The organism is Fodinibius sp., from assembly GCF_034521915.1.
In the GTDB taxonomy this organism is placed as follows: domain Bacteria; phylum Bacteroidota; class Rhodothermia; order Balneolales; family Balneolaceae; genus Fodinibius.
Genome location: NZ_JAXHLU010000001.1, coordinates 112,406 through 133,551, shown reverse-complemented (window position 1 = coordinate 133,551; position 21,146 = coordinate 112,406). Strand labels below are relative to the sequence as shown.

The 21,146-nt window shown below is 42.2% G+C and carries 19 protein-coding genes and 1 pseudogene; 9 read left to right on the top strand and 11 right to left on the bottom strand.

Annotation, left to right across the window (positions count from 1 at the left end):
• Window positions 1-81: 81 nt before the first annotated feature.
• Window positions 82-1,107: a TIGR00341 family protein gene (locus tag U5J89_RS00640; protein ID WP_322573670.1), complete on the top strand. Its 1,026-nt coding sequence runs from the start codon at window positions 82-84 to the stop codon at window positions 1,105-1,107.
• On the opposite strand, the pseudogene U5J89_RS15855 reads toward U5J89_RS00640, so the two are convergent.
• From U5J89_RS15855 to U5J89_RS00595, 10 genes and pseudogenes are all read right to left on the bottom strand, one after another.
• Window positions 1,051-1,397, bottom strand: a pseudogene (locus U5J89_RS15855) (2OG-Fe(II) oxygenase); the annotation flags it as partial. The gene U5J89_RS00640 and the pseudogene U5J89_RS15855 sit on opposite strands and share 57 nt — an antisense overlap.
• 30 nt (window positions 1,398-1,427) lie before the next feature.
• Window positions 1,428-1,751, bottom strand: coding sequence for a hypothetical protein (locus U5J89_RS00635; protein WP_322573669.1), 324 nt, complete (start codon window positions 1,749-1,751; stop codon window positions 1,428-1,430).
• Window positions 1,752-1,863: 112 nt separating this feature from the next.
• Window positions 1,864-2,805, bottom strand: coding sequence for a stomatin-like protein (locus tag U5J89_RS00630; RefSeq protein ID WP_322573668.1), 942 nt, complete (start codon window positions 2,803-2,805; stop codon window positions 1,864-1,866).
• Window positions 2,802-3,749, bottom strand: a complete 948-nt coding sequence (locus U5J89_RS00625; protein WP_416208490.1) for an SPFH domain-containing protein — start codon at window positions 3,747-3,749, stop codon at window positions 2,802-2,804. Before U5J89_RS00625 ends, U5J89_RS00630 begins: the two co-directional genes overlap by 4 nt.
• Window positions 3,750-3,913: 164 nt before the next feature.
• Window positions 3,914-4,375 carry an NfeD family protein gene (locus U5J89_RS00620; RefSeq protein ID WP_322573666.1) on the bottom strand — a complete coding sequence of 154 codons (462 nt, stop codon included), beginning with the start codon at window positions 4,373-4,375 and terminating at the stop codon, window positions 3,914-3,916.
• Window positions 4,376-4,452: 77 nt separating this feature from the next.
• A complete protein-coding gene (locus U5J89_RS00615; RefSeq protein ID WP_322573665.1) occupies window positions 4,453-7,098 on the bottom strand; it encodes a TonB-dependent receptor in 2,646 nt (881 codons plus the stop codon).
• A 3-nt stretch (window positions 7,099-7,101) separates the two neighbouring features.
• Window positions 7,102-8,064, bottom strand: coding sequence for a FecR family protein (locus U5J89_RS00610; RefSeq protein WP_322573664.1), 963 nt, complete (start codon window positions 8,062-8,064; stop codon window positions 7,102-7,104).
• Between the two features lie 13 nt (window positions 8,065-8,077).
• Window positions 8,078-9,529 carry a DUF5666 domain-containing protein gene (locus U5J89_RS00605; protein WP_322573663.1) on the bottom strand — a complete coding sequence of 484 codons (1,452 nt, stop codon included), beginning with the start codon at window positions 9,527-9,529 and terminating at the stop codon, window positions 8,078-8,080.
• 72 nt (window positions 9,530-9,601) lie between these two features.
• Window positions 9,602-10,198 carry an RNA polymerase sigma-70 factor gene (locus U5J89_RS00600; RefSeq protein WP_322573662.1) on the bottom strand — a complete coding sequence of 199 codons (597 nt, stop codon included), beginning with the start codon at window positions 10,196-10,198 and terminating at the stop codon, window positions 9,602-9,604.
• A gap of 163 nt (window positions 10,199-10,361) precedes the next feature.
• Complete coding sequence (locus U5J89_RS00595; RefSeq protein WP_322573661.1) at window positions 10,362-11,105, bottom strand: hypothetical protein; 744 nt, start codon at window positions 11,103-11,105, stop codon at window positions 10,362-10,364.
• A gap of 223 nt (window positions 11,106-11,328) precedes the next feature.
• Here U5J89_RS00595 and U5J89_RS00590 point away from each other — a divergent pair, with 223 nt between their 5' ends.
• Entirely contained in the window at window positions 11,329-11,691 is a 363-nt protein-coding gene (locus tag U5J89_RS00590; RefSeq protein ID WP_322573660.1) for a response regulator, read from the top strand.
• Window positions 11,692-12,006: 315 nt separating this feature from the next.
• On the top strand, window positions 12,007-12,933 hold the full coding sequence (locus U5J89_RS00585; RefSeq protein ID WP_322573659.1) for an FAD-binding oxidoreductase: 927 nt from the start codon (window positions 12,007-12,009) through the stop codon (window positions 12,931-12,933).
• A 60-nt stretch (window positions 12,934-12,993) separates the two neighbouring features.
• Here the strand turns inward: U5J89_RS00585 and U5J89_RS00580 are convergent, their stop codons facing one another.
• Window positions 12,994-13,563 (bottom strand): DUF502 domain-containing protein, encoded by a 570-nt coding sequence (locus U5J89_RS00580; protein WP_322573658.1) that lies wholly within the window; start codon window positions 13,561-13,563, stop codon window positions 12,994-12,996.
• Window positions 13,564-13,913: 350 nt separating this feature from the next.
• On the opposite strand from U5J89_RS00580, the gene U5J89_RS00575 reads away from it, so the two are divergent.
• From U5J89_RS00575 to U5J89_RS00550, 6 genes are all read left to right on the top strand, one after another.
• On the top strand, window positions 13,914-14,078 hold the full coding sequence (locus U5J89_RS00575; protein ID WP_322573657.1) for an alanine--tRNA ligase-related protein: 165 nt from the start codon (window positions 13,914-13,916) through the stop codon (window positions 14,076-14,078).
• Window positions 14,079-14,145: 67 nt separating this feature from the next.
• Window positions 14,146-16,584 carry an alanine--tRNA ligase gene (alaS, locus tag U5J89_RS00570; protein ID WP_322573656.1) on the top strand — a complete coding sequence of 813 codons (2,439 nt, stop codon included), beginning with the start codon at window positions 14,146-14,148 and terminating at the stop codon, window positions 16,582-16,584.
• A 106-nt stretch (window positions 16,585-16,690) separates the two neighbouring features.
• A complete protein-coding gene (gene pdhA / locus U5J89_RS00565) occupies window positions 16,691-17,797 on the top strand; it encodes a pyruvate dehydrogenase (acetyl-transferring) E1 component subunit alpha (RefSeq protein ID WP_322573655.1) in 1,107 nt (368 codons plus the stop codon).
• Between the two features lie 154 nt (window positions 17,798-17,951).
• Complete coding sequence (locus U5J89_RS00560) at window positions 17,952-18,935, top strand: pyruvate dehydrogenase complex E1 component subunit beta (protein WP_322573654.1); 984 nt, start codon at window positions 17,952-17,954, stop codon at window positions 18,933-18,935.
• A gap of 62 nt (window positions 18,936-18,997) precedes the next feature.
• Complete coding sequence (locus U5J89_RS00555) at window positions 18,998-20,248, top strand: pyruvate dehydrogenase complex dihydrolipoamide acetyltransferase (protein WP_322573653.1); 1,251 nt, start codon at window positions 18,998-19,000, stop codon at window positions 20,246-20,248.
• A 466-nt stretch (window positions 20,249-20,714) separates the two neighbouring features.
• The gene (locus U5J89_RS00550) at window positions 20,715-21,116 is read left to right on the top strand and encodes a hypothetical protein (RefSeq protein WP_322573652.1); all 402 of its coding nucleotides are present in this window, start codon (window positions 20,715-20,717) and stop codon (window positions 21,114-21,116) included.
• The last annotated feature ends 30 nt before the right edge of the window (window positions 21,117-21,146 follow it).

Genomic DNA, 21,146 nt, shown 5'->3' with positions numbered 1-21,146 from the left:
TGTTGAGGTTATTTAAATATTCATTTTTTACTTTTCGAATTCCTTTGTACCCTGTAGCAAATTATCAAAAAAGTTTGGCAAATGAATTACCGCATGCTGGAGCTTATTGCTCCGCCCGAGACTGCAAAAGAAGCGCGCACTTTTGTTGAAGAGGAAGATGTATTTGGCGTCTGGTCCGACAATTTGGAGGATGGCTGTTCAATATTGCGGATATTGGTGGATGCCAATCGCACGGAAGCTCTTACCGATGAACTTGCCGAAAAGTTTTCGCATGTGGAAGGGTTTAGGATCATGCTCTTTGAGGTAGAGGCAACATTGCCGCAACCTAAAGAGGAAGAGGATGAAAAAGATTCTCATGAGGAGCAGGACGAATCGGAGGGAAAAAGCATTGGGCGAATTAGTCGTGAAGAGCTTTATTCTGATGTTGCCAGCGGAAGCGAGTTGAATACTGTGTTTGTAGGATTGGTGTTGTTATCAACACTTGTTGCAGGGGTTGGACTCGTTCGTGATGATGTTGCTGTCATTATCGGAGCGATGGTTATTGCTCCGCTTTTGGGTCCTAACGTCTCCATGGCATTGTCAGTAACACTCGGTGATTTGGATTTGGGATGGCAATCCCTTAAAACCAATGTCGCTGGAATAGTTGCATCATTGGGCTTGGCTTTTCTAATGGGATTAGTGATGCAGGTCGATCTTGAATCGCAGCAACTCATTAATAAAACAAATGTGAATCTGGGTGACATCACCATCGCACTGGCTGCAGGTAGCGCTGGAGTGTTGGCTTATACTCGAGGTGTACCTGCCGCAATAGTAGGTGTGATGGTGGCGGTTGCCTTGCTTCCGCCGCTGGTTAACGTGGGATTGTTACTGGGGGCAGGATATACAAATTTGGCAATAGGTTCGGTGATTCTTACGACCACAAACCTTATTTGTATTAACTTGGCTGGAATACTTACCTTCTTGGTGCAGGGCATTCAGCCCCGCAGCTGGTGGGAGGTCGAAAAAGCAAAAAAGGCTACCCGCATTGCCATTGGAATTTGGGTAGCTTTGTTAGCAATTCTGGCTATAATAATCTGGTATTGGAACTTGTCCGTGAACCCGCTTTAAAAAAAAGTGCCCAATTGTAGCCGGCTGATGTAAAAGCCATCCCGTAATACTTTTTTGCGGTGTTTGGGTAAGCAAAACCTCATGTTCTACCTTATCACTCTTAAACATAACCAGTCGTTTGGCAAGTTGTTCAATTAAAGTAGTGTCACCCTCTGGCTCATATATTTTCAGTTCTCCTCCGTCACCGGGCTTCCATTTTCATTGAGGTAGATGAGCATGGAGATAACCCGATTCTTCCTCCCGTGGAATTGATCTATGTGTTTCTCATATCTTGTGTGGGGAGGATATAGTGCAAAGTGGAATTCATAATTAGATACGCTTTAAAAGAGATATTCTCTTAGTTTTGCCAATACTTCATCAAACAGAATAAAAAGTGAGCTTATTTTAGTATCCTCTTGTTTGTCCAGCCAGTAGATAAAATCGCCGCGGATATTAGACTCAATCTGTCGTTGTTGATTGGTGCCAATAGCGGCTTTATTAAATTCACGTTCATCAAGTAGCTGTTGAAAATATTGTTGTGTTTCTTTGTAGAGTTGATCAGGAATAAAGTTATCAACAAAAAAGTATTCCTGTTCGGCCAGTGTTGTAAGCCAGCTGTCCCATTTGTTTTCAGAGTAGTGTGATATTTTTTTAGATGATTTCATAGAGGCCAGGCTTTTTGACTAACAATATATGAACTTTTAAAAATGCACACCCTTAAAATTTAGTTGGAATTAAAAATCTGGGGGTGCAAACATCTTCCATGCTGTAACAATGTTAGCCTGTTTCTTCATCCGGTACAATTGAAATTTTATCCAGCGAAAGCCCCTTCATAATTGCGTCGTAGTTGGTGATGTCAGTCGGTATGATGACGTCATTTTTGTCGCTGGCAAGTTTTGAAAGCTGGCTGATATATTTTTCTGCAAGCCGCATCTGCATAGCTTCTTTTCCCTTATTTTTAGAAAGGGCATCGGCAATTTCTTCGATTGATATTGCTGTTGCCTCGGCTATGGATTCAATTTCCTGGGCAACACCTTCGGCCTCGTTGATCTGCCGCTGCATTTCGCCTTCCGATTTATTGATAATTTCCTCTTTTTCTCCCTCCGCATCATTAATCGTTGACTGCATAATCCCTTCCGATTTGGCGATGGTCGCCCGACGTTCACGCTCGGCCGTCATCTGACGCTCCATAGCATTCTGGATGGTTTTAGGCGTATAGATATTTTTGATCTCATAACGCAGAACCCGGATACCCCAGGCTTTTTCCATTTCGCTGAGCACATTGACGACTTCTTTATTGATAATCGCCCGATCCTCGAAGGTGTCATCTAAATCCATGGTACCGATAATAGAGCGGGTTGTCGTCTGCGCCAGCTGAACGGCTGCAAAACGGTAATCAGTAACGCCGTAGCTAGCATTGACCGGATCAATAACGGCCAGGTAAATTACCCCATCAACTTCAACCTTTACATTATCTTTTGTAAAGCATTCCTGTGGTTCTACCTCGATGGTTTCTTCGCGCAGATCCTGCTTGTATTTTACTTGGTCGAAGAAGGGTACCAAAGCGTGAAATCCGGGTCCGAGTGTTCGGTGATAGTTACCCAGTCGTTCTACGATATATGCTTTTTGTGTAGGTACGAGTTGAATCGACTGAATGAATTTAAAGAGTACATAAATGCTTAAAAGTCCGAGTACAATTTGGCTGATGAGTTCTATCATTGTTGGCCTCCCTTGGTGGCTTTATAGGCAGAAGAAGGTTGTGTGCCGTCACTTACCTTGCTGACGCCTTCAAAAAATGTTTTTAGATTAGCAGTTTCGGTAGGCAGTACGGATACATTTGCTTGTTCGATCACATTGCCCAGCTGGCCGATAAATTGTTCGATTAGTTTTGTTTTAACAGCCAGATCACCCCCGGGTTTGGCAATGGCTTCGGATACGCGTTTAATGCCTTTGGAGGTAGCCTTGGCTATAAGTTCGATCTCTTTGGCTTTGCCCTTGGCTTCGTTAATTCGCTTTTGCCGCTGTGCCTCAGAAAGCAGAATAGCCTCTTGTCGCTCTCCCTGCGATTCGTTGATTTTATAATCGCGTGTTCCGGTAGATTTGGTAATTTCGGCGCGTTTATCGCGTTCGGCTTCCATCTGTTTTTCAAGCGTGTGAATCAGATTATCTGATGGACGTATGTTCCGAATTTCGTATCGTAGTACTTTTATTCCCCACGGATCGGAAGCCTTGTCGATTTCCCGGACGATATTTTCGTTCATCTGTTCCCGCTCGGAGAAGGTATCATCCAGCGTGATTTTGCCAATTTCACTCCGCATGGTCGTTTGCGCAAGATTTATAGCCGCCATCTTATAATTGCCGATACCGTAGCTGGCTTTATAGGCGTCCATCACTTTAACATATACCAAGCCATCTACTTCTACCTCAATATTGTCTTTGGTAATACAGGTTTGGCTGGGCACGTCGATCACCTGCTCGCGCATTTCTTGACGGTAAGCAGGGCGATCAACAAAAGGAATTAAAAAGTGCAGTCCTGGTTTTAGTGTTTTAATGTATTTACCGAGTCGTTCCTGAATGACTTCTTCGCGCATCTCTACAATGATAAATACTTTTGTAAAGATAAAGACGCCCAAGGCAATGATAATAAGTAAGGTCGTCCACATGATGGTTGATTTTTTAGTTATAGATAAGAGTATTTGCTTGGTCATTTAGCCTAATGATGAATTATTAGGCTAAGAAATTTTTTTAAGTTCGCTTAAAGTGATTTTTTTAAAGGCTTAGACCACGGATTCATCCGTGGGGAATTGGTGTTATTTTAATCGGATTATTATTCGAACTCATCTACCGGCTCAACGATCCACGTTACATTATCGCGGTACCGGATTTTTGCTTTGGTACCTGCTTGAATTTCGCCTTCCAATGTTCGGGCTTGCCACGAAATGCCCTGGAAACGAATGCGTCCGGAGTTATCATCTGGATTGACGGTCTCAACGACATCTACCACCTGATCCATGGCTTCCACATCTTCATTGGCAAGTTTGTAACTGCTTTCTCCACCCCAGTACTTCATTAATATGGGACGCATGGCTAGGATGAGTGCTACCGATGTAAAAAGCCAGGTAATAATAGAGGTGGCAGGATCTTCTAAAATTCCAAACCAGCGCAGTGCGCCAACAAAAAGTCCGCTTACGCCCAAGAAAAATGATACGCCTCCCGGGATGAGTGTTTCGATTATCATGAGTACAATCCCCCCGATAAAGAAGATCATAGTAAGTGTTTCTGCATCCATCCCAACTTGATTTACTTTAGTTTGTCATATTATAGCTAAAAAACAGATCGGGACAAACCTCAATTTAGTCAATTGTGTCAAAAACGAATGCTGATATTGAACGATGGCTGGATGCCTATATCATACACATCTACCGGAACGCTACGGAATTGGTTTTGGGGAGAGCTTTGATCTATTACGAAAGACAGATCTCTGTACCAGGGGTTTTTCCTGTTCAAGAGATTGTAAACGCTTAGTGAGAAGGAGAGTTCGGTTCCACCAAACGATTGACTGTATTCGGCAGAAATATCAGTGCGATAATAATTTCCAAGACGCTCCTCGTTCTGTGGACCAAATGTGGCTAATTTGTTGGGTGTTCCACTGGCATACATCCAGGATAGATATAATGAAAAATTCGTTATGGGATTTATTTCTGCGGACGCTGTATAACGGTAGGTCCGGTCCCAGTCAGCATAAAAAGGGTCGCCGTCATTAATTTCCGGATTGGATAACGTAATTTCGGAAATAGTTAATGTCTGATTGATCTTAAAATGCTGAAACTGATTTCGCATCAAAAACTCCAATCCTTTTCCGAGACCACTATTTTGTACATACCAGGGAGTATTGTTAAAGGTATTGCTTAGTGAGAAAGTGTTGATCTCGTGAAGACGTATATTTTTAAATTCTTTGTGGTAGGCCTCTGCCTGCAGATAGAGCTGATCGGATGGATCGTAATAGATTCCGGTTGAGAAATAATCTACTGATGTGGGAGGCTGCCTGTTGCTGGCCAAAATCCATATATCGGATGTAACGGTGTTACTGAGTGTTATTTTATTTAAGAACTGATGGTTTTTGCTGTATCCGCCGGAGAGTGATAGATCGGAATCAGGGAAAAGAGTGATTTTTACACGGGGAGACCACTGCACAAAATTACCGTTACTGTAGTAATGCAATCGCATACCGCCAAAAATATCGAGCATCTCAAAGCCGCTGTAGTCGAGTTGAAGGTAGGTGTCAACTTGATGTGATGACTGTGAAGAAAAATAGCCGGGACGTTCAAAAGAATCCTCAAAATATTCTCCCAGGTAATAATGATACGAAACGCCACCTGTTCCTGTCCAATGTTCTTTTGTTAGTTGTAGCTGTTGTTCAGCTTTTATTTCATTTAAGATACTTTGATTCTCAAATGGAAAAACAAAGGCCTGCAGTGCTCCCTGGGCTTGCGTAATGTCGATATAGGTAAAATCCTCCTTTAAAAATGAAGTCTCATAAATACTGGTACCAAAAGTAGTATTTGAATAGATGTTATCGCCAAACCACTGCTGATATTTGATGCTTGCCGCTGCATTTTGCCAATCATTAGCGGTTGTTACAGGGCGTTCTTCCAGGTTCTCAGGATTATTTGTCGAAAAAGAGCGATAAAGGCGGTTGGCTTGCTGCCGGGTATCGTCGCCGCCCCAATATCCACTGATAATAAGTTGGTTTCCGCTTTGCGTTTCGAAGTACGTTTTCGCGTGAAGATCAAAAAATGAAGCATCCGCTTGTTTAGGAGAAACCAATTGGGATTTAAAATCAATGAGATCATTATCCAATACGTCTTTGTTGCGATCAATATTAAGTCCCCATTCAACTAGATCCGTATTGTTGAACCAGTCAACGGTGTTCATGTACGAGGTGCGTCCTGAAATGAGCCAGCTGCTTTTACCTTTTTGGATGGGACCCTCAAGCGAAATCCGAGCCGATGTATTACTGAGGCCTGCAGATCCGGACAGTTGATCCAGTGAACCCGTTTTTGTCAGTAGTGAGAGGGTGCCCCCGGGAGGCGCCTGAAATTGTGCGGGTGCTATATCATAGAAAAAACCACTTCGTTTTAAAATATCTGCATTAAAGCTGTCAACAAGGCCAAAAAGATGGCTTTGATTATATATGGTAATGTCATCAATCAATACTTGAAAGCCATCAGTGGTACTGCCGCGAATATTTAAACCGTCACTTAAGGCCGGGGCCAGTGATACAGAGGGGAGGTTTTGCAAGGCACGAAGGGCATTGGTTTCTCCCATCGGGCTAAAGGTGCCCATATTTACCAGACCTGTTACGTTTTGATCGATATCATTATAAGAATTGGTGCCTGTAATAATAAGTTCATTTCCGTCAATACGCGTGGGCTGAAGCCGGAACGTGAGTTCTCTGATCGCATTTTTCTGCGACAAGTTTAAGCGAATAGTCTTAGAGCTGTATCCCACATAAGAGCCGGTTATATCAATAGTTTGGCGGTTAAATGTTCTGCTGAATGAAAAGGCCCCGCTTTCATTAGCGCCGGTTCCTTTGGTGGTACCCTGCTTTTTCCAGCGGATCGTTGCAAAAGGGAGGCGTTCACCGGTTTGGGCATCTACAACCTGACCGCGTATGGTAATGGTTCGGTCTGTTGCTCCGTCTGTGTTTTTCTGATAAATGATTGCCTGTTTTCGGGTGCTGTCAACATCGAGGGATAGTTGATGTGGGGCTAAAGCTGTACGAAATACTGAAAAAAGATTTGTTTCTGAGGCAGTAAAGCTGAGTTTGATATCAGAGAGAAGGGCATCCCGATAGAGAAATCCGAAAGCTGTTTCCTGTTCTAAATTATTGATGATTTGAAGTACGGGCTTATTGTTATACTGGTACTGTGCACAGACGTGTTGCGTAACTCCAATGATTAATAATCCCGAAATAACGAAACTCTTGAATAAAAACTTATAAATGGTCATGCGTTAATTTGCTTCAAAAGTATAACTTTGTTCGCCGGTTTTTGAGAATTCGCCATTTAATACAAGTTCAAGATCCTGTAGAGCCAATTCAAGATTATCCAGCGGTAATTGACCGGAAAGAGAATCTTCAGCAATCGTTTCCGGTAATGTGATGGTGATGTTGAACTGTTGCTCAATTTCAGCAGTAATATCTTTCAACGCTTTATTTTCGAAAACAAGTTCCCCATTAATCCAATCAAAATACTCTTTGTGATTTGCTTTCTCGGAAACGGTTATATTTTTGCTACTGTCTATAGAGGCAGATTGACCGGGGGAAAGTTGAACAGGGTTTTGTGATTGAGTAGATATGACTTCCACAGATCCTTCATCCAAAAAAACCTGCATTTGCTTACCCCACGAACTTACCGAAAAACGAGTACCTAAAACCGTAACTTTTCCCAATGCAGTTGTGACTTGGAAAGTACGGTCCGGCTCGGAGGTGACATCAAATATCGCTTCACCTTCGAGTCGGTACTGTTGTGACGTAGCAGATTCTTCAACCTCAAACAGCGTAGAGTGCGGACGCAAAGTTACCGAACTTCCGTCGCTGAGTGTTACTGTTTTAATGGTTGTTTGTGACTGGGCCACTATTTGCGGTTGATTAAGGTAATTAAGGTAAACGAAACTGAATATTGCCCCAATAATGAGTACAGCTGCAGCAGCCCATTGAATCGATTTTGAACTAAAAATAGATGTAACCTTGGCACTTTGTGACTGTGGCTGTGTTGCAGAAGCAATGTCATCCCAAACCTGTTGTTTATCATCGGGATCGATGGGATTCTCACTTGTTTTTTGCCTCTTATAAGTCAGCAGTTGATTAATGAGTGGATCATCAATATCCGATAGCGGCTTTTCATCCAACTGATGATTACCAACTTTTCGGGCAAGTTGTAAGTCTGGATCGTTATGTGGTAATTGGTCAGCCATTTATACACTTAGTCTAATCGTTTTCATCATTATCGTCATCATCTTGTTCTTCACGATCAAACTCAACGTTTACTGCTGTGAGATCAATATCCGGGTTTTCCGTTTCTTCCAACGCACTACCGTCAGCTTCAACTATTGCACCATTTTCAAGCGCATCAGCTACCTCTTGTAGCGTGATGTAGTCGCCTTCATTTTCAATGGTAGTATTTTCGGTTATTTGTACTACTACATCCTGAGCAAGTGTAAACGTTTTATTTTCAAGATCTACCGAAGAAACCCATTCTTTGAATTCTATTTCACCTTCAGCATCACCTTCTTCATCTTCCCGCTCAAACTCAATTTCTTCAGCATAAAATCGGTTATTATTGACATATCCTTCACCCTCGGCCCAGACAAAAACGCCATCGTTAACAGCCTGTTGTACTTCTTCTAAAGATGTATAATCGTCATCATCAATTTCAGTGTTTTTAGTAAGATAGATGCTTCGACCATTCACGAGTGTTATGAATTCTTCACTTATGTTTACCGACTGGACACGGCCTTCAAATTCTTCGTCCTGATCTTTAACATCTCCGTTCCTAAGATTAACCTGGAACCTTTTAAATAAGTCTTGAAATCGAAGAAGTGCAGTACCGTCTCCACTCATTTCAATAGTGCCGCGAAGCGTTTTGGAATCGGAGCTGCCATTGGCGCTTTTTCGGATGGTCATTTCCCAGCTTAAGGTACCTGTTACCCCTCGGCTAAGATCAATGGGACCACTGGAGGGTTTCTCTATTTCAATGCTTAAAAAATTGATTTCCAGCTCGTAGCTGCGTTCAAAGGCTTGGTTCTCGACCTGGTTGTCAACTTCGATATTTCCATTACTATTGTGAACACCATCAATAGAGAGCACGGGCGTTGCATCAGAAACACCGTCGATTAGAAAGGTATCAGTACGTACAAAAAAGGAACTCTTGCGAGGTGTTAATATTTCTCCTTCGCGATTGGCATTATAGTTTATGAATTCAATGCGATCTGCCTCAGTATCAGGTGACTCAATAAACGCACCATTATTATCCTTAAAAATATAATTAAGCGTATCTATAACAGTTTTGCTAAAAAGAGGGCGATCAACTTGTCTGCTGAAGGAGATGGTATGAGTACCCGTTTGCTGGTCATAGGAATAATTGTAATTTGTTTCTCCACCTCGACCGCTGCGATCATCCTGCGTAGTTGGAGTGCCGGTTTTATTTTGAGAAGTAGTGAAGTTGGTACTCGAGAAGTTTGTTAGTGCATCATTTAAGCTTAATAAAATGCCGCTGTTGTCGCTGGAAAGGGATTCCCCTAAAATTTGACTGGCCGCTTGTAGATCCTGCTCCGTAATAGTTTCATCATTGCTGCTGCTCACATCATCGAGTGTACAGCCTGCGGCTGTAATAAGGAGCAGAACCGCGGTTGATATTTTTAATCTTCGATAGAGATTCATTATTAAATGGTATATAGAATTAGGAGTATATCAGGCTTTCATATATAGTACACATCAGGTTGGGGGTTACCCCTAATAATTTTGAAAATTTTTAAGATACTCGCGCATATCCTTAAGTGCTAACCCCATATGGTTTTCAATCGTTTTGGGGCTTACCTCTAATGCCTCGGCTGCTTCTTTATAAGTAAAATCATCAATAAAACATAGCTGAAATACAGTGCCCCGCTTTTCGGGCATGTCTTCAATAGCTTGATCGATTAATCGTTTTAGATCGCTGGCTTGTGCAGAATCCTCGGGAGTGTGAGAGGTTTGTTGCTCCGGAACAGCCTCTTCGACATTAAATTTTTTGTTATCACGATGATGATTAAGCATGCGCGTGTAAGCAATTTGGAAAATATATGCCCTCAAAGATTTTTGTGGGTCAATCTGTTCCCGATGCTCCCAGATATAAATAAATGCTTTTTGGATGAGATCTTTGGCATTTTCCGGGGACGTATTTTTGCTTACTAAAAAGCGAAATAGAGAGTCGTAGTGAAGGTCATAAAAATTCTTGAATGCATCATGATTGCCTTCTTTAATTTTTTGAGCTATTGCTGCCTCATCTGCTTTTTTAGCAGGTGCAGTGGCTAAGGCAAATAATACAAGGGGTACACTTGCGGGATCAATCATGAGCTAAAAGTAAAACCAAGAGTGAATTTTTAAAAGTACGAACTCTATAGGTTTATTTTGGCAAAAATTTTTTTTGATGAGAAACTCATAAAAAAAGGGCAAACCTGTGGAAGGCTTGCCCTCATAATAATTAGAACTGCATTATGTTAGATGACATCATTGACTAATTATCGTCATCATCACTGTCGTCATCGTCGCTATCATCGTCATCATCATCGTCTTCTTCCTCCTCCACATCAAATGAGTTTTCAATGTTCTCATCAATTTGCTCTTGGTTAGCAGGATCTGTGGGATCCAGATCATTGCCGGATGAATCTTTAAACCAACCACTGGGATCTATGTTAATTGCAATAGAAGGAGAGGAGCTGTCATTAATTTCGAAAGGAGGATTGAATTCCATCTCGATTTCAAAATCTTCCTGGGAGCGATACATGAAGTCTTCACCGTTGTAAACGCCCTTAATAACAATAGTATATCCATCGTCATCGCCGGATTCGTTAATGAAATCGGGATCGTTTACATTGGTGTCATCGTCGTGTTCGATTTCCATTTTAAACTCATCATACACTCCCGCAGGCACATTAGCTGACGAAAGTTCGATTTCGCTGCCATCGAGCGGAAGGTTCACAACAAAGTCATCGACTTCGAAATCAAGAGAATCTTCATCCATCGTACTTTCCAACTCCAGTTCTTCGACTAAGAGTTTAACTTCCGTCAGGGAGTCTACCGATTGTATGGTGGGTGATGATGAGATTTGTTTAGCAGTGGCTGTTGACATTTGATTTAGCTTCATTTTTACTGCTACCTGTTTTTCACCGCCTGAATTGGAATCAGAAACACTGCAGCTTACGGCAAATAATAATGCAGGTATTAAAATAATTAGGGATAGCCTGTTAAGTAGATTCATAACATTACCTCTTTGTAGTTTTTTTATAATTGTGTTCAACTTCTGTTGTTAATACACATACCGCAAGGGGGTACCCCCAATCCTTTTTTGGAATAAATTATTAAGAAATATTAATGGAACTAATACCAATAATAGAGGTCTGATTTGTAACAACTCTGCAACTCAATACTCTTATAAACAAAAAGGCACAGTATTTAAAAATATTTGTATAACAACGGCTTCTATGGAGACAAAAAAAGTGTTAATTGTTGAGGATGAGATGATTATTGCCATGTTGATTGAGCGAATGGTTACCAGTATGGGTCATCAGGTTATCGACAAAGTTTCATCCGGAGAAGATGCTATAAATAAGGCATTAGAACACAGTCCCGATCTAATTTTAATGGATATCCGTCTAAAAGGAGAGATGGATGGGATTGAAGCTATGAGAAGGATTCAGGAAAAAATGTCGATTCCAGTAATTTATATTTCCGGAAATTCTGACTTGGCTCATCAGAAGAAAATGAATAATACCGATTATATCGATTTTCTTTCTAAACCTATTTCCCAATCTGATTTAAGCAAATCTTTCAGTGTGGCATCATGAGGAGAATAGGACATATTGCGGTCGAATTACCACTGAATGAAAAATGTAGCTCTGAAAATTAATTATCAGTATCTTTTCTAAGTCCGTATAGTAATATAACAAGTACTGAAAGGCTGATAATTGCGGTTACATCCCTACACTGGATCGATGTCTCATTTCTAATCAAATCTAACAATATTAAAAACGTTTTTAGCTGGCTGGCTTTTCGTATTTAGAGATTATATAAGTACAAAATCCGCTTGTAATTTTGGCTGAACATTCACAAGTTCATAGCCGTTTAAATCTGATCTAAATAACGTTTTTTAAATTACAATTATGCCGGAGATCAAACTCCCAGAAGTAGAATTAAATATCTATACGCCCAAAGATCCTGTCGAAGTGCCAATCGTCGAAAATAGGATTTGCACGAAAGAAAGTAGCCCCAATTTTGTACGTCATGTGACTTTTGATATTTCGGGAACCGATTTGGAAGGACACGTTCGTGTTGGACAGTCAATAGGCATTTTACCGCCCGGAAAAAATGAAAAGGGTCGCGATTATAAATTGAGGCTTTATTCTGTTTCTTCGCCTACAAAAGGAGAAGATGGCAAATCACATCTGATATCTACAACGGTTAAGCGAACGATAGAAGAATTTGATAATAATGAGCTGTATTTGGGCGTATGCTCCAATTACCTGGCAGACCTGCAGCCCGGGGATAAAGTAAAAATGACCGGTCCCAGCGGACGCCGTTTTTTACTGCCCGAAAATGCCACCGACTTTAATTACGTCTTTTTTGCTACAGGCACTGGTATTGCACCCTATCGGGGCATGATTAAAGAGCTGCTTGATAACGGTTTTGAAAATGAAATCGTACTGATATTTGGCTGCGCGTATCGCACAGATTTACTTTATGCAGATTATTTTGAGCCCTTGGATGAGAAGCACGATAATTTTCATTACCTGCCTCATGTTTCCCGTGAAGATCGACGTCCCGACGGCACTAAAAAATATGTACAAACCTGTTTATGGGATGAGTCCGAATTACTTGATCCCCTCATGGAGCAGGAGAACACGCTAATGTATATTTGTGGACTTAAAGGGATGGAGAGTGGTATTTATCGTGCATTGGCTAAAAAAGGATTTACCCAGTATCTGGATGTTCGAGAGCCCGCATCCGGGAAAACACCCGAAGAATGGGACGAAAGGGATCTTAAAAGATACGTTAAGCCTTCTGCACGAACATTTGTAGAAGTGTATTAAGTGAGATACAGCTTGTAATTCGTTTCTATCATTATTCTACTATTCTTAATTGATGCGAAACTAGTTCGTAATATTTGTTACCCCTCCAGAAACGATGTACTTCATTACGTCAGTAGAATTGAATTCAATGGGAGTGACGTTTTGGGTGGGCACCAAGAATAAGTTTCCCGAAAAGTTGTAAGAGTGGGGACAATAAACGGCAACCATATCCTCGATACCAAACTGGTTGAGATCTTTCTGAGTAACAAAACCAATTCGTTTGGCTTCCATACCACCTAAATCAATAAGAACCGGTTTGTTGAATCGTTTTTTATCCCCGACAAAGGCTTCGGTAAGCTCTTTCAGCGAAGTATAAATAATTTTGATGAAGGGAACCTTTTTTAGGAATTGTTCAAAATATGTAACAATAGGTTTGGTGATAGCTCGCGAAAAGATGTATCCAATGGCCGAAATCCCAAAGAAAACAGTGATAATACCCAACCCGGGAATATCGATATTGAGCCACTCAAAAAGCAGATCATTAAAAAAATTATTTGACCACCTAATAGCCGAATAAATTACATATATGGTAGCTCCGATTGGAAAGACGAGTAATAATCCACGTAGAAAACTATTGATAATGGGACGCATATCGACAAATATTTTGTTTATTAGAGGACTTTGCAAAACTTAAAATGTCATCCTGCAGTGTCCCGCCTATGCGGGGAATTTATACTCCTACGTTAAAACTTCGGAGTACAGGTTTCAGGATCTATATTTAAAACTAATATAGAAGATTTAGATTCTGAAACGAGTTCAGAATGACACGAAAGAATAGGTTTTGCGAGGCCTCTTCTAGAATAATGTATGAACATAATCTATAATCGCAATTAATAGTGTGCAAAAGAACTATTATTTCAACCGTTTTTAAGATGAGTTCAACACTAATTTTTGCTATTTTCAACGGTCTGAATAATCTGAAACTAAGATAAACAAAACTGATGTCCCACAAGAGTTCTGCACAAATACGCCAGGAATTCCTGGACTTTTTTAAAGAAAAAGATCATTTGATTGTACCCAGCGCACCGGTTGTACCCCAGAATGATCCTACTTTGCTATTTACAAATGCAGGGATGAATCAGTTTAAACCGATCTTTTCTGGATGAACAATCCGGTTACGAAAAAAATGGTGAAACCTGGCAGCGAGCGGTTGACAGTCAGCGCTGTATTCGTGTGAGCGGCAAGCATAATGACCTTGAAGAAGTCGGACACGATACCTATCACCACACGCTTTTTGAAATGCTCGGTAACTGGTCGTTCGGAGATTATTTTAAGCGTGAAGCCATCCGCTGGGGATGGGAGCTGCTTGTTGATGAATGGGGACTTGATCCGGACCGATTGTATGCAACGGTTTTTGAAGGGGATGAGGACGATGGACTTCCGGTAGATCAAGAATCGATTGAACTTTGGGAAGAGGAAACCACTATCAATCCCGATCACATTCTGAAATTTGATAAAAAGGACAACTTCTGGGAGATGGGCGAAACCGGACCATGTGGCCCGTGCTCCGAGGTACATGTGGATATTCGTCCTGACGAGGAGCGTAAAGAAAAAGATGGAGCCGAGCTCGTGAATATGGATGACCCGCGGGTGATGGAGATTTGGAACCTGGTATTTATTCAGTTTAATCGTCAGCCCGACGGCTCACTTAAAAAGCTGCCTGCCCAGCATGTAGATACGGGTATGGGCTTTGAACGTATTTGTGCAATCCTACAGGATAAAAAGTCGAATTACGACACCGATCTTTTTGCGCCCTTGCTTAATAAAATTGGTGAACTTGCGGATGTTACCTATGGTGATGACGATGAGATCGATATTGCCATGCGGGTTATTGCCGATCACATTCGTGCGGTAAGTTTTTCTATTGCTGATGGGGCATCGCCGGGTAATGACGGGCGCGGTTATGTGATTCGTAGAATTTTGCGGCGCGCTATTCGCTACGGCTGGGACAAGCTGGATTTGAAAAAGCCGTTTTTCTACAAGCTGGTGCCCACGCTGGCCGAACAGTTCAAAGATGTATTTCCCGTTCTTGTCAACCAGCAGGATTACGTGCAGAATGTTATTCAATCCGAAGAGAAAAGCTTTTTAAATACGCTGGGGCAGGGCATTGAACTATTTAATGAGATGGCCGAGGGTAAGAACAAAATATCCGGCGAAGATGCTTTTAAACTGCATGATACATACGGATTCCCCATCGACTTGACGCAGCTGATGGCGCGCGAACGGGACATGGATGTTGATGTGGAAGGATTTAATAAACGTATGAAAGAACAGAAAGAACGCGCTCGTGCGGCGGGGAACTTCAACGTGGATCAATCATCCCAAGAAGAATGGTTTACTGTTACCGATACCGAAGATTTTGAGTTTGTGGGATACGATTCGCTTTCAACCTGGAGTAATATTAAAGCTATGCGTAAAGGTGACGACCAAAATGCTCTTATTTTGGACAAAACACCTTTTTATGCAGAAAGCGGTGGTCAGGTAGCCGATACGGGAATCATCAGCAATGGTGATGAACACTTGCGGGTGCTGGATGTACAGCAATCGCCGGACGGCTACATTCACATTGTTGATAAATTGCCCGAAGATCCCGAAGGAGAGTGGGAGGCAATGGTCAATGGCGACCGACGCAAGGAAGTCAGAAAGCACCACTCCGCTACACACTTGGTACATGCCGCACTAAAACAGGTGCTGGGCGATCATATCGCACAAAAGGGATCACTGGTTGATGAACAACATCTGCGATTCGATTTCTCACATTATGATCAAATTACGAATAGTGAGTTGAATCAGATTGAGGAAATTGTCAACAATCGTATACAGCAGAATATTTCTAAACAGGAAGAGCGCAATGTACCTATTGATAAAGCGAAAGAGCGCGGGGCTACGATGCTGTTTGGCGAAAAATACGGTGATAAGGTCCGCATAATTTCTTTTGATCCGGATTATTCGATGGAGCTTTGCGGTGGTACGCACGTAGATGCTACCGGCGAAATTGGCTATTTCCGTTTTACCGGTGAATCTTCTGCAGCGGCTGGAATTCGACGAATTGAAGCAAAAGTAGGAAAGAGTGTGGACGAGTATTTGCGGCAAGAAAACGAGTTGGTACAGCAAATTCGCTCAGAGATAGGTCAGAGCCAAGACTTGGTGCGCGATATACATCAGCTTATTGAAGAACGAAAAGAGCTGGAAAAAGAGGTTGAAGATTTGCGCAAACAACAGAGTGCTTCCAAGTTAGATGGACTTATCCAGAATGCGCGGGAACTCAACAGCGGTATCAAGTTGGTTTCCGGTGAAGTGCCGCATGCCGATATGGATCTGCTGAAACAGCTGGGGTATGAGTCGCTCGATAAACAGCAGGAAGGAACGGTTACGGTGCTTGGGGCCAAAGATTCTGAAGAAGGCAAAGTCTATGTGATGGCGGCTGTAACCGAAGACCTCATTAAACAAAAAGAGTTAAAGGCCGGTGCATTAGTGGGTGAGCTTGGACAGATGCTCGGCGGTGGAGGCGGAGGCCAGCCGAACCTGGCAACAGCCGGCGGACGAAAACCGGAAAAGCTGAAAGAATTATTTGATCAGCTTCCGTCAATTATCAACAAACATTTAGATTAACGGATTACCTGTAATCTTCCATAATTTTAGGTATATTTTCTGAGTCTGATTTGAGTGAAATTTTCAATTGAAACGTTGTAACAGCTAATCTGCTGTTAAAGATATTATGGCTAAAAAAGAAAAAAACGCTGAAGAAGTTTCGTTTACTCCAAAAGGAACCGGTATCCGTACCGACGGAGAGATTGTTCGCAGTACGGAATTGCCCGATCCCACCGATAAGAAACATAGTGATCTCGACTTATCGGACGATGATGTTGTAGATATGTTTGAACAGATGTATTTGCAGCGCCGGTTTGAAGAACGCGCAATGCAGATGTATCAAAAAGGGAAGTTCGGTGGATTCCTCCACCTATATATGGGACAGGAGGCTATTTCTACCGGAACGACTTACGCCCTGAATGATGACGATGATATTATTACGGCCTATCGCGATCACGGATGGGGCTTAGTTCGAGGGGTATCCCCCAAAGAAGGTATGGCTGAGCTCTATGGAAAAGTGACCGGCTGTTCAAAAGGCAAGGGCGGATCGATGCACTTTGCCAATGTGGATGAACACTTCTGGGGTGGATACGGAATTGTAGGCGGACATATTCCCCTCGGCGGCGGAATTGCTTTTGCCAACAAATACAAGCAAAATGACCGTGTTACGGCTTGTTTCCTGGGCGATGGAGCTGTTCCACAGGGCGCCCTGCACGAAACGTTGAATATGAGCCAAAACTGGGGTTTGCCTTGTATCTATGCCGTAGAAAATAACGGCTATGCAATGGGTACGGCCGTACACCGACATTCGGTTGGTGAAATTGTGGATCGTGCCGATGGTTTTAAGATGAAGAAAATGGTGATCAACGGCATGGATGTGCTCACGGTTTACGAAAAGATGAAAGAAATTGCCGAGGACGTCCGAAAAAACTCTGAGCCGTGGTTTGTAGAGATTCGAACGTATCGCTATCGCGGACACTCAATGTCGGATCCCATGCAGTATCGTACGGATGAAGAGCTCGAAGAATATGAAAAGCTCGATCCGATTGCGCGAATTAAAAACTACCTGTTTGATGAAGGTATCATTGATGAAGATAAGGTTGATGAAATTCAAGATAGTGTGGAAGACACGGTGATGGATGCGATCGATTTTGCTGAGGAAAGTGATTTCCCCGAAAAAGAAGATCTTTACGATCACATGTTTGCCGAAGATGATTATCCATTCCATACCTAGAAGCTGGATGTTGGAAGTTTGAGATTGGATTTAAATGCTGGTTTTAAGGGTTTATCTAACTTCAAACTTCTGGCTTCTAAAATGTGGAGCGATTACAGAATTTGATAATAAATAAGTACTACGAAAAGCTAACTTAACTGAGAATCTAGATAAAATGGCTGAGTTACAATTCAGAGAAGCAATCCGGGCAGCAATAGATGAAGAGATGTCTCAGGATGAAAATATTTTTGTAATGGGCGAAGAAGTCGCCGAATACGATGGAGCCTATAAGGTCACCAAAGGTCTGCTCGATAAATACGGGTCAAAGCGGATGATCGATACGCCTATTTCCGAGCTCGGTTTTGCCGGTATCGGAATAGGAGCGGCCATGAATGGCCTGCGACCCATTGTGGAGTTTATGACCTTTAATTTTGCCGTGCTGGCCGCTGATCAGATTATTAATCACGCTTCCAAAGCGCGATATATGACCGGCGGACAAGTGGAGATTCCGATTGTATTTCGGGGACCCAATGCTTCAGCGGGACAGTTGAGTGCCACGCACTCGGTTTCGTATGATTCCATGTATGCGCATTTTCCCGGACTTAAAGTGATTTATACCTCAGAGCCGGCCGATGCCAAAGGTCTTTTGAAATCGGCCATTCGCGATGATAACCCGGTACTTTTTATGGAATCTGAGCAGATGTACGGTTTGAAAGGCGAAGTGCCCGAAGAGGATGATTTTACCATCCCCATTGGAAAGGCCAAAGTAAAACGCGAAGGAAGTGACGTAACGGTGGTAGCGCATGGAAAAATGTACCACGTTGCTACCCAGGCAGCCGAAAAGCTGGCCAAGGAAGATGTTGATGTGGAAATTGTTGATCCCCGTACTGTTAAGCCGCTGGATATGGAAACAATTGTGAAATCCATCCGCAAAACCAATCGCTGCGTAATTGTTGATGAAGCGCATCCGTTTGGCGGATTCGCGGCCGAGGTTGGATACCTGATACAGCGCGAGGCGTTTGACTATCTGGATGCCCCTGTACAGCGCGTTACGTTGCCGGATACAAATGCGCCCTTTGCCAAAAATCTTTTTGATGAGTGGTTGCCAAGTCCGGACCAGGTGATAGATGCAGTTAATACTGTTACTTATCGCAAGTAAACACTGAGTTTCAAATTTGTTGAATAAAATTACAATTAGTAAACGATTTAAATTTAACTATTATGGCAGTTAAGGTTGAAATGCCCAAGCTAAGCGATACGATGGAAGAAGGCGTTATCGCTTCGTGGAATGTTGAAGAAGGAGATACAGTGGAATCCGGCGATGTTATTGCCGAGGTGGAAACTGATAAGGCAACGATGGAAGTTGAGGTCTTTGATGCCGGGACGATCCTAAAAATTCTTGTTGATGAAGGAGATGCTGTGCCACTCGGCGGTTTGATTGCCGTGATTGGTGAGGAAGGTGAAGATATCAGTGATATTTTGGAAGAAGCTGAATCTGAGAGCGGTTCCAAGGAATCTTCTGATGAAGAAAAGCAAGAAGTTGCTAAAGAGGCTGATGAAGAAGAGGAAAGTTTCGATCCCGTATTCGGTGATCTGGATGAGAAAGGAAACGGTCAACCTGATGACGGACGAATTAAAGCTTCTCCTTTGGCGCGAAATATGGCTGAAGAACAGGGCATCAATCTTGCAAATGTAGAAGGAAGTGGTCCAAACGGAAGAATCATTAAACGAGACATAGAAAGTTACGAACCTTCGAAAGCGCCTGCTGCAGCACCGGCAGCTACGGTATCAAGGGAGGACAAAGAGCACCGCGTATCTCAGATGCGAAAGACCATTGCTCGACGATTGTCTGAAAGTAAGTTCAGTAGCCCGCATTATTATGAGACCATTGATATTGATATGAGCGCGGTCTGGGATGCCCGAAAGCAACTCAATGAAATTAGTGATACTAAAATCAGCTTTAACGATATTGTGGTGAAAGCATGTGCAACAGCACTGCGTCAGCATCCTGATATCAATAGCTCATGGCAGGGAGATAAAATTATTGAACATGGCGATGTTAATGTTGCCGTGGCTGTGGGTATTGACGAGGGACTTGTTACTCCGGTTATTGATAATACTGACCAGAAAGGATTACAACAGATTGCGGTCGAAAGTAAAGAGCTGATTGAAAAAGCTCAGAATCGCGACTTGCAGCCCGAACAGATGGAAGGCAGTACGTTCACGGTTAGCAACCTTGGCATGTTCGGTATCGAAGAGTTTACGGCTATCATCAATCCGCCCAACGCCTGTATTCTTGCGGTGGGAGCTATTCGTGAAGAACCCGTTGTAGAAGATGGGGAAGTGGTTCCCGGCAAGCGGATGAAAGTTACCCTGTCCAGCGATCATCGTATTGTGGATGGCGTATCAGCAGCTAAATTCTTAGATACGCTGAAACGTATGCTTGAGAATCCTTTGGGGATGGTGCTGTAATCTGAGTGCCAATATTAGAACTATTTTGTAGAAACCATCTGATGGACATGCTTTAGAGAGTTGTTAATCCATCCGATCGCAAATTCAGCGGTCGGATGGGATGGTAATTCAAAATCTTCTATTTTTCATTTATTGAAGCCCTGAATCGTAAGGTTCAGGGCTTTTTTTATTGCTCTGAATTTTTTGACAGATACAAACCTCATCAAGCTATTATGACTGAATAAGTAAGAGATACTTTTTCATACTTTTTTGATTTCTTGACTGTCAGAATCTCTCATTTCTCCTCGGATTATATCTTCTCTCCTTAAAATAAATCTACTGATATAATTCTAATCTTTGTAAAAACGCCTGCTGATACTGCTATGGCTATATTTAAAAATTAAGAACATCTAATTAACATTAGAAATTTTTAATATTAATAAATTCTAATATATTACTCCCAGAGAGTAAATACTTGGAGACAATTATGTTAAAACAAATATTCATATCAACAATACTTATAAGCGGGCTACTTGCCAGTTCAGCTGTAGCACAACAATCAGCACAGGCGTCAATGAAAGTGAGTGTTGAAGTAGTAGAGGGAGCAAGTATTGTAATGAGTCAGCCGGATAAAGTTAACTTATCAGAAAACGGAAACTCCGATCTTGGGGCAATGCGTTTACAGGGCAGTGATAATACGTTGGTAAAAGTATCAGATAAGCTACAACTCTTTAATTCGAATGGTAATCAGATAAATCTCAATATCACAGCTATTAATGATATAGAGACTAATGCTGGTAATATTCGTTTCCAGGGTCTAAACTCACAAGATAGTCCCGAAAGAGGTTCTTACAGCGGAGAACTGAAAGCGACTGTAGAATACCTTTAGAAAAGAGAATAGTAGAATCCCAGCCAATCC

Bases quoted from the DNA above. Each gene is read 5' to 3' on its own strand.
- U5J89_RS00640 (WP_322573670.1), top strand. From the start codon at position 82: ATGAATTACCGCATGCTGGAGCTTATTGCTCCGCCCGAGACTGCAAAA.
- U5J89_RS00635 (WP_322573669.1), bottom strand. From the start codon at position 1,751: ATGAAATCATCTAAAAAAATATCACACTACTCTGAAAACAAATGGGAC.
- U5J89_RS00630 (WP_322573668.1), bottom strand. From the start codon at position 2,805: ATGATAGAACTCATCAGCCAAATTGTACTCGGACTTTTAAGCATTTAT.
- U5J89_RS00625 (WP_416208490.1), bottom strand. From the start codon at position 3,749: ATGTGGACGACCTTACTTATTATCATTGCCTTGGGCGTCTTTATCTTT.
- U5J89_RS00620 (WP_322573666.1), bottom strand. From the start codon at position 4,375: ATGGATGCAGAAACACTTACTATGATCTTCTTTATCGGGGGGATTGTA.
- U5J89_RS00615 (WP_322573665.1), bottom strand. From the start codon at position 7,098: ATGACCATTTATAAGTTTTTATTCAAGAGTTTCGTTATTTCGGGATTA.
- U5J89_RS00610 (WP_322573664.1), bottom strand. From the start codon at position 8,064: ATGGCTGACCAATTACCACATAACGATCCAGACTTACAACTTGCCCGA.
- U5J89_RS00605 (WP_322573663.1), bottom strand. From the start codon at position 9,529: ATGAATCTCTATCGAAGATTAAAAATATCAACCGCGGTTCTGCTCCTT.
- U5J89_RS00600 (WP_322573662.1), bottom strand. From the start codon at position 10,198: ATGATTGATCCCGCAAGTGTACCCCTTGTATTATTTGCCTTAGCCACT.
- U5J89_RS00595 (WP_322573661.1), bottom strand. From the start codon at position 11,105: ATGAATCTACTTAACAGGCTATCCCTAATTATTTTAATACCTGCATTA.
- U5J89_RS00590 (WP_322573660.1), top strand. From the start codon at position 11,329: ATGGAGACAAAAAAAGTGTTAATTGTTGAGGATGAGATGATTATTGCC.
- U5J89_RS00585 (WP_322573659.1), top strand. From the start codon at position 12,007: ATGCCGGAGATCAAACTCCCAGAAGTAGAATTAAATATCTATACGCCC.
- U5J89_RS00580 (WP_322573658.1), bottom strand. From the start codon at position 13,563: ATGCGTCCCATTATCAATAGTTTTCTACGTGGATTATTACTCGTCTTT.
- U5J89_RS00575 (WP_322573657.1), top strand. From the start codon at position 13,914: ATGTCCCACAAGAGTTCTGCACAAATACGCCAGGAATTCCTGGACTTT.
- pdhA (WP_322573655.1), top strand. From the start codon at position 16,691: ATGGCTAAAAAAGAAAAAAACGCTGAAGAAGTTTCGTTTACTCCAAAA.
- U5J89_RS00560 (WP_322573654.1), top strand. From the start codon at position 17,952: ATGGCTGAGTTACAATTCAGAGAAGCAATCCGGGCAGCAATAGATGAA.
- U5J89_RS00555 (WP_322573653.1), top strand. From the start codon at position 18,998: ATGGCAGTTAAGGTTGAAATGCCCAAGCTAAGCGATACGATGGAAGAA.
- U5J89_RS00550 (WP_322573652.1), top strand. From the start codon at position 20,715: ATGTTAAAACAAATATTCATATCAACAATACTTATAAGCGGGCTACTT.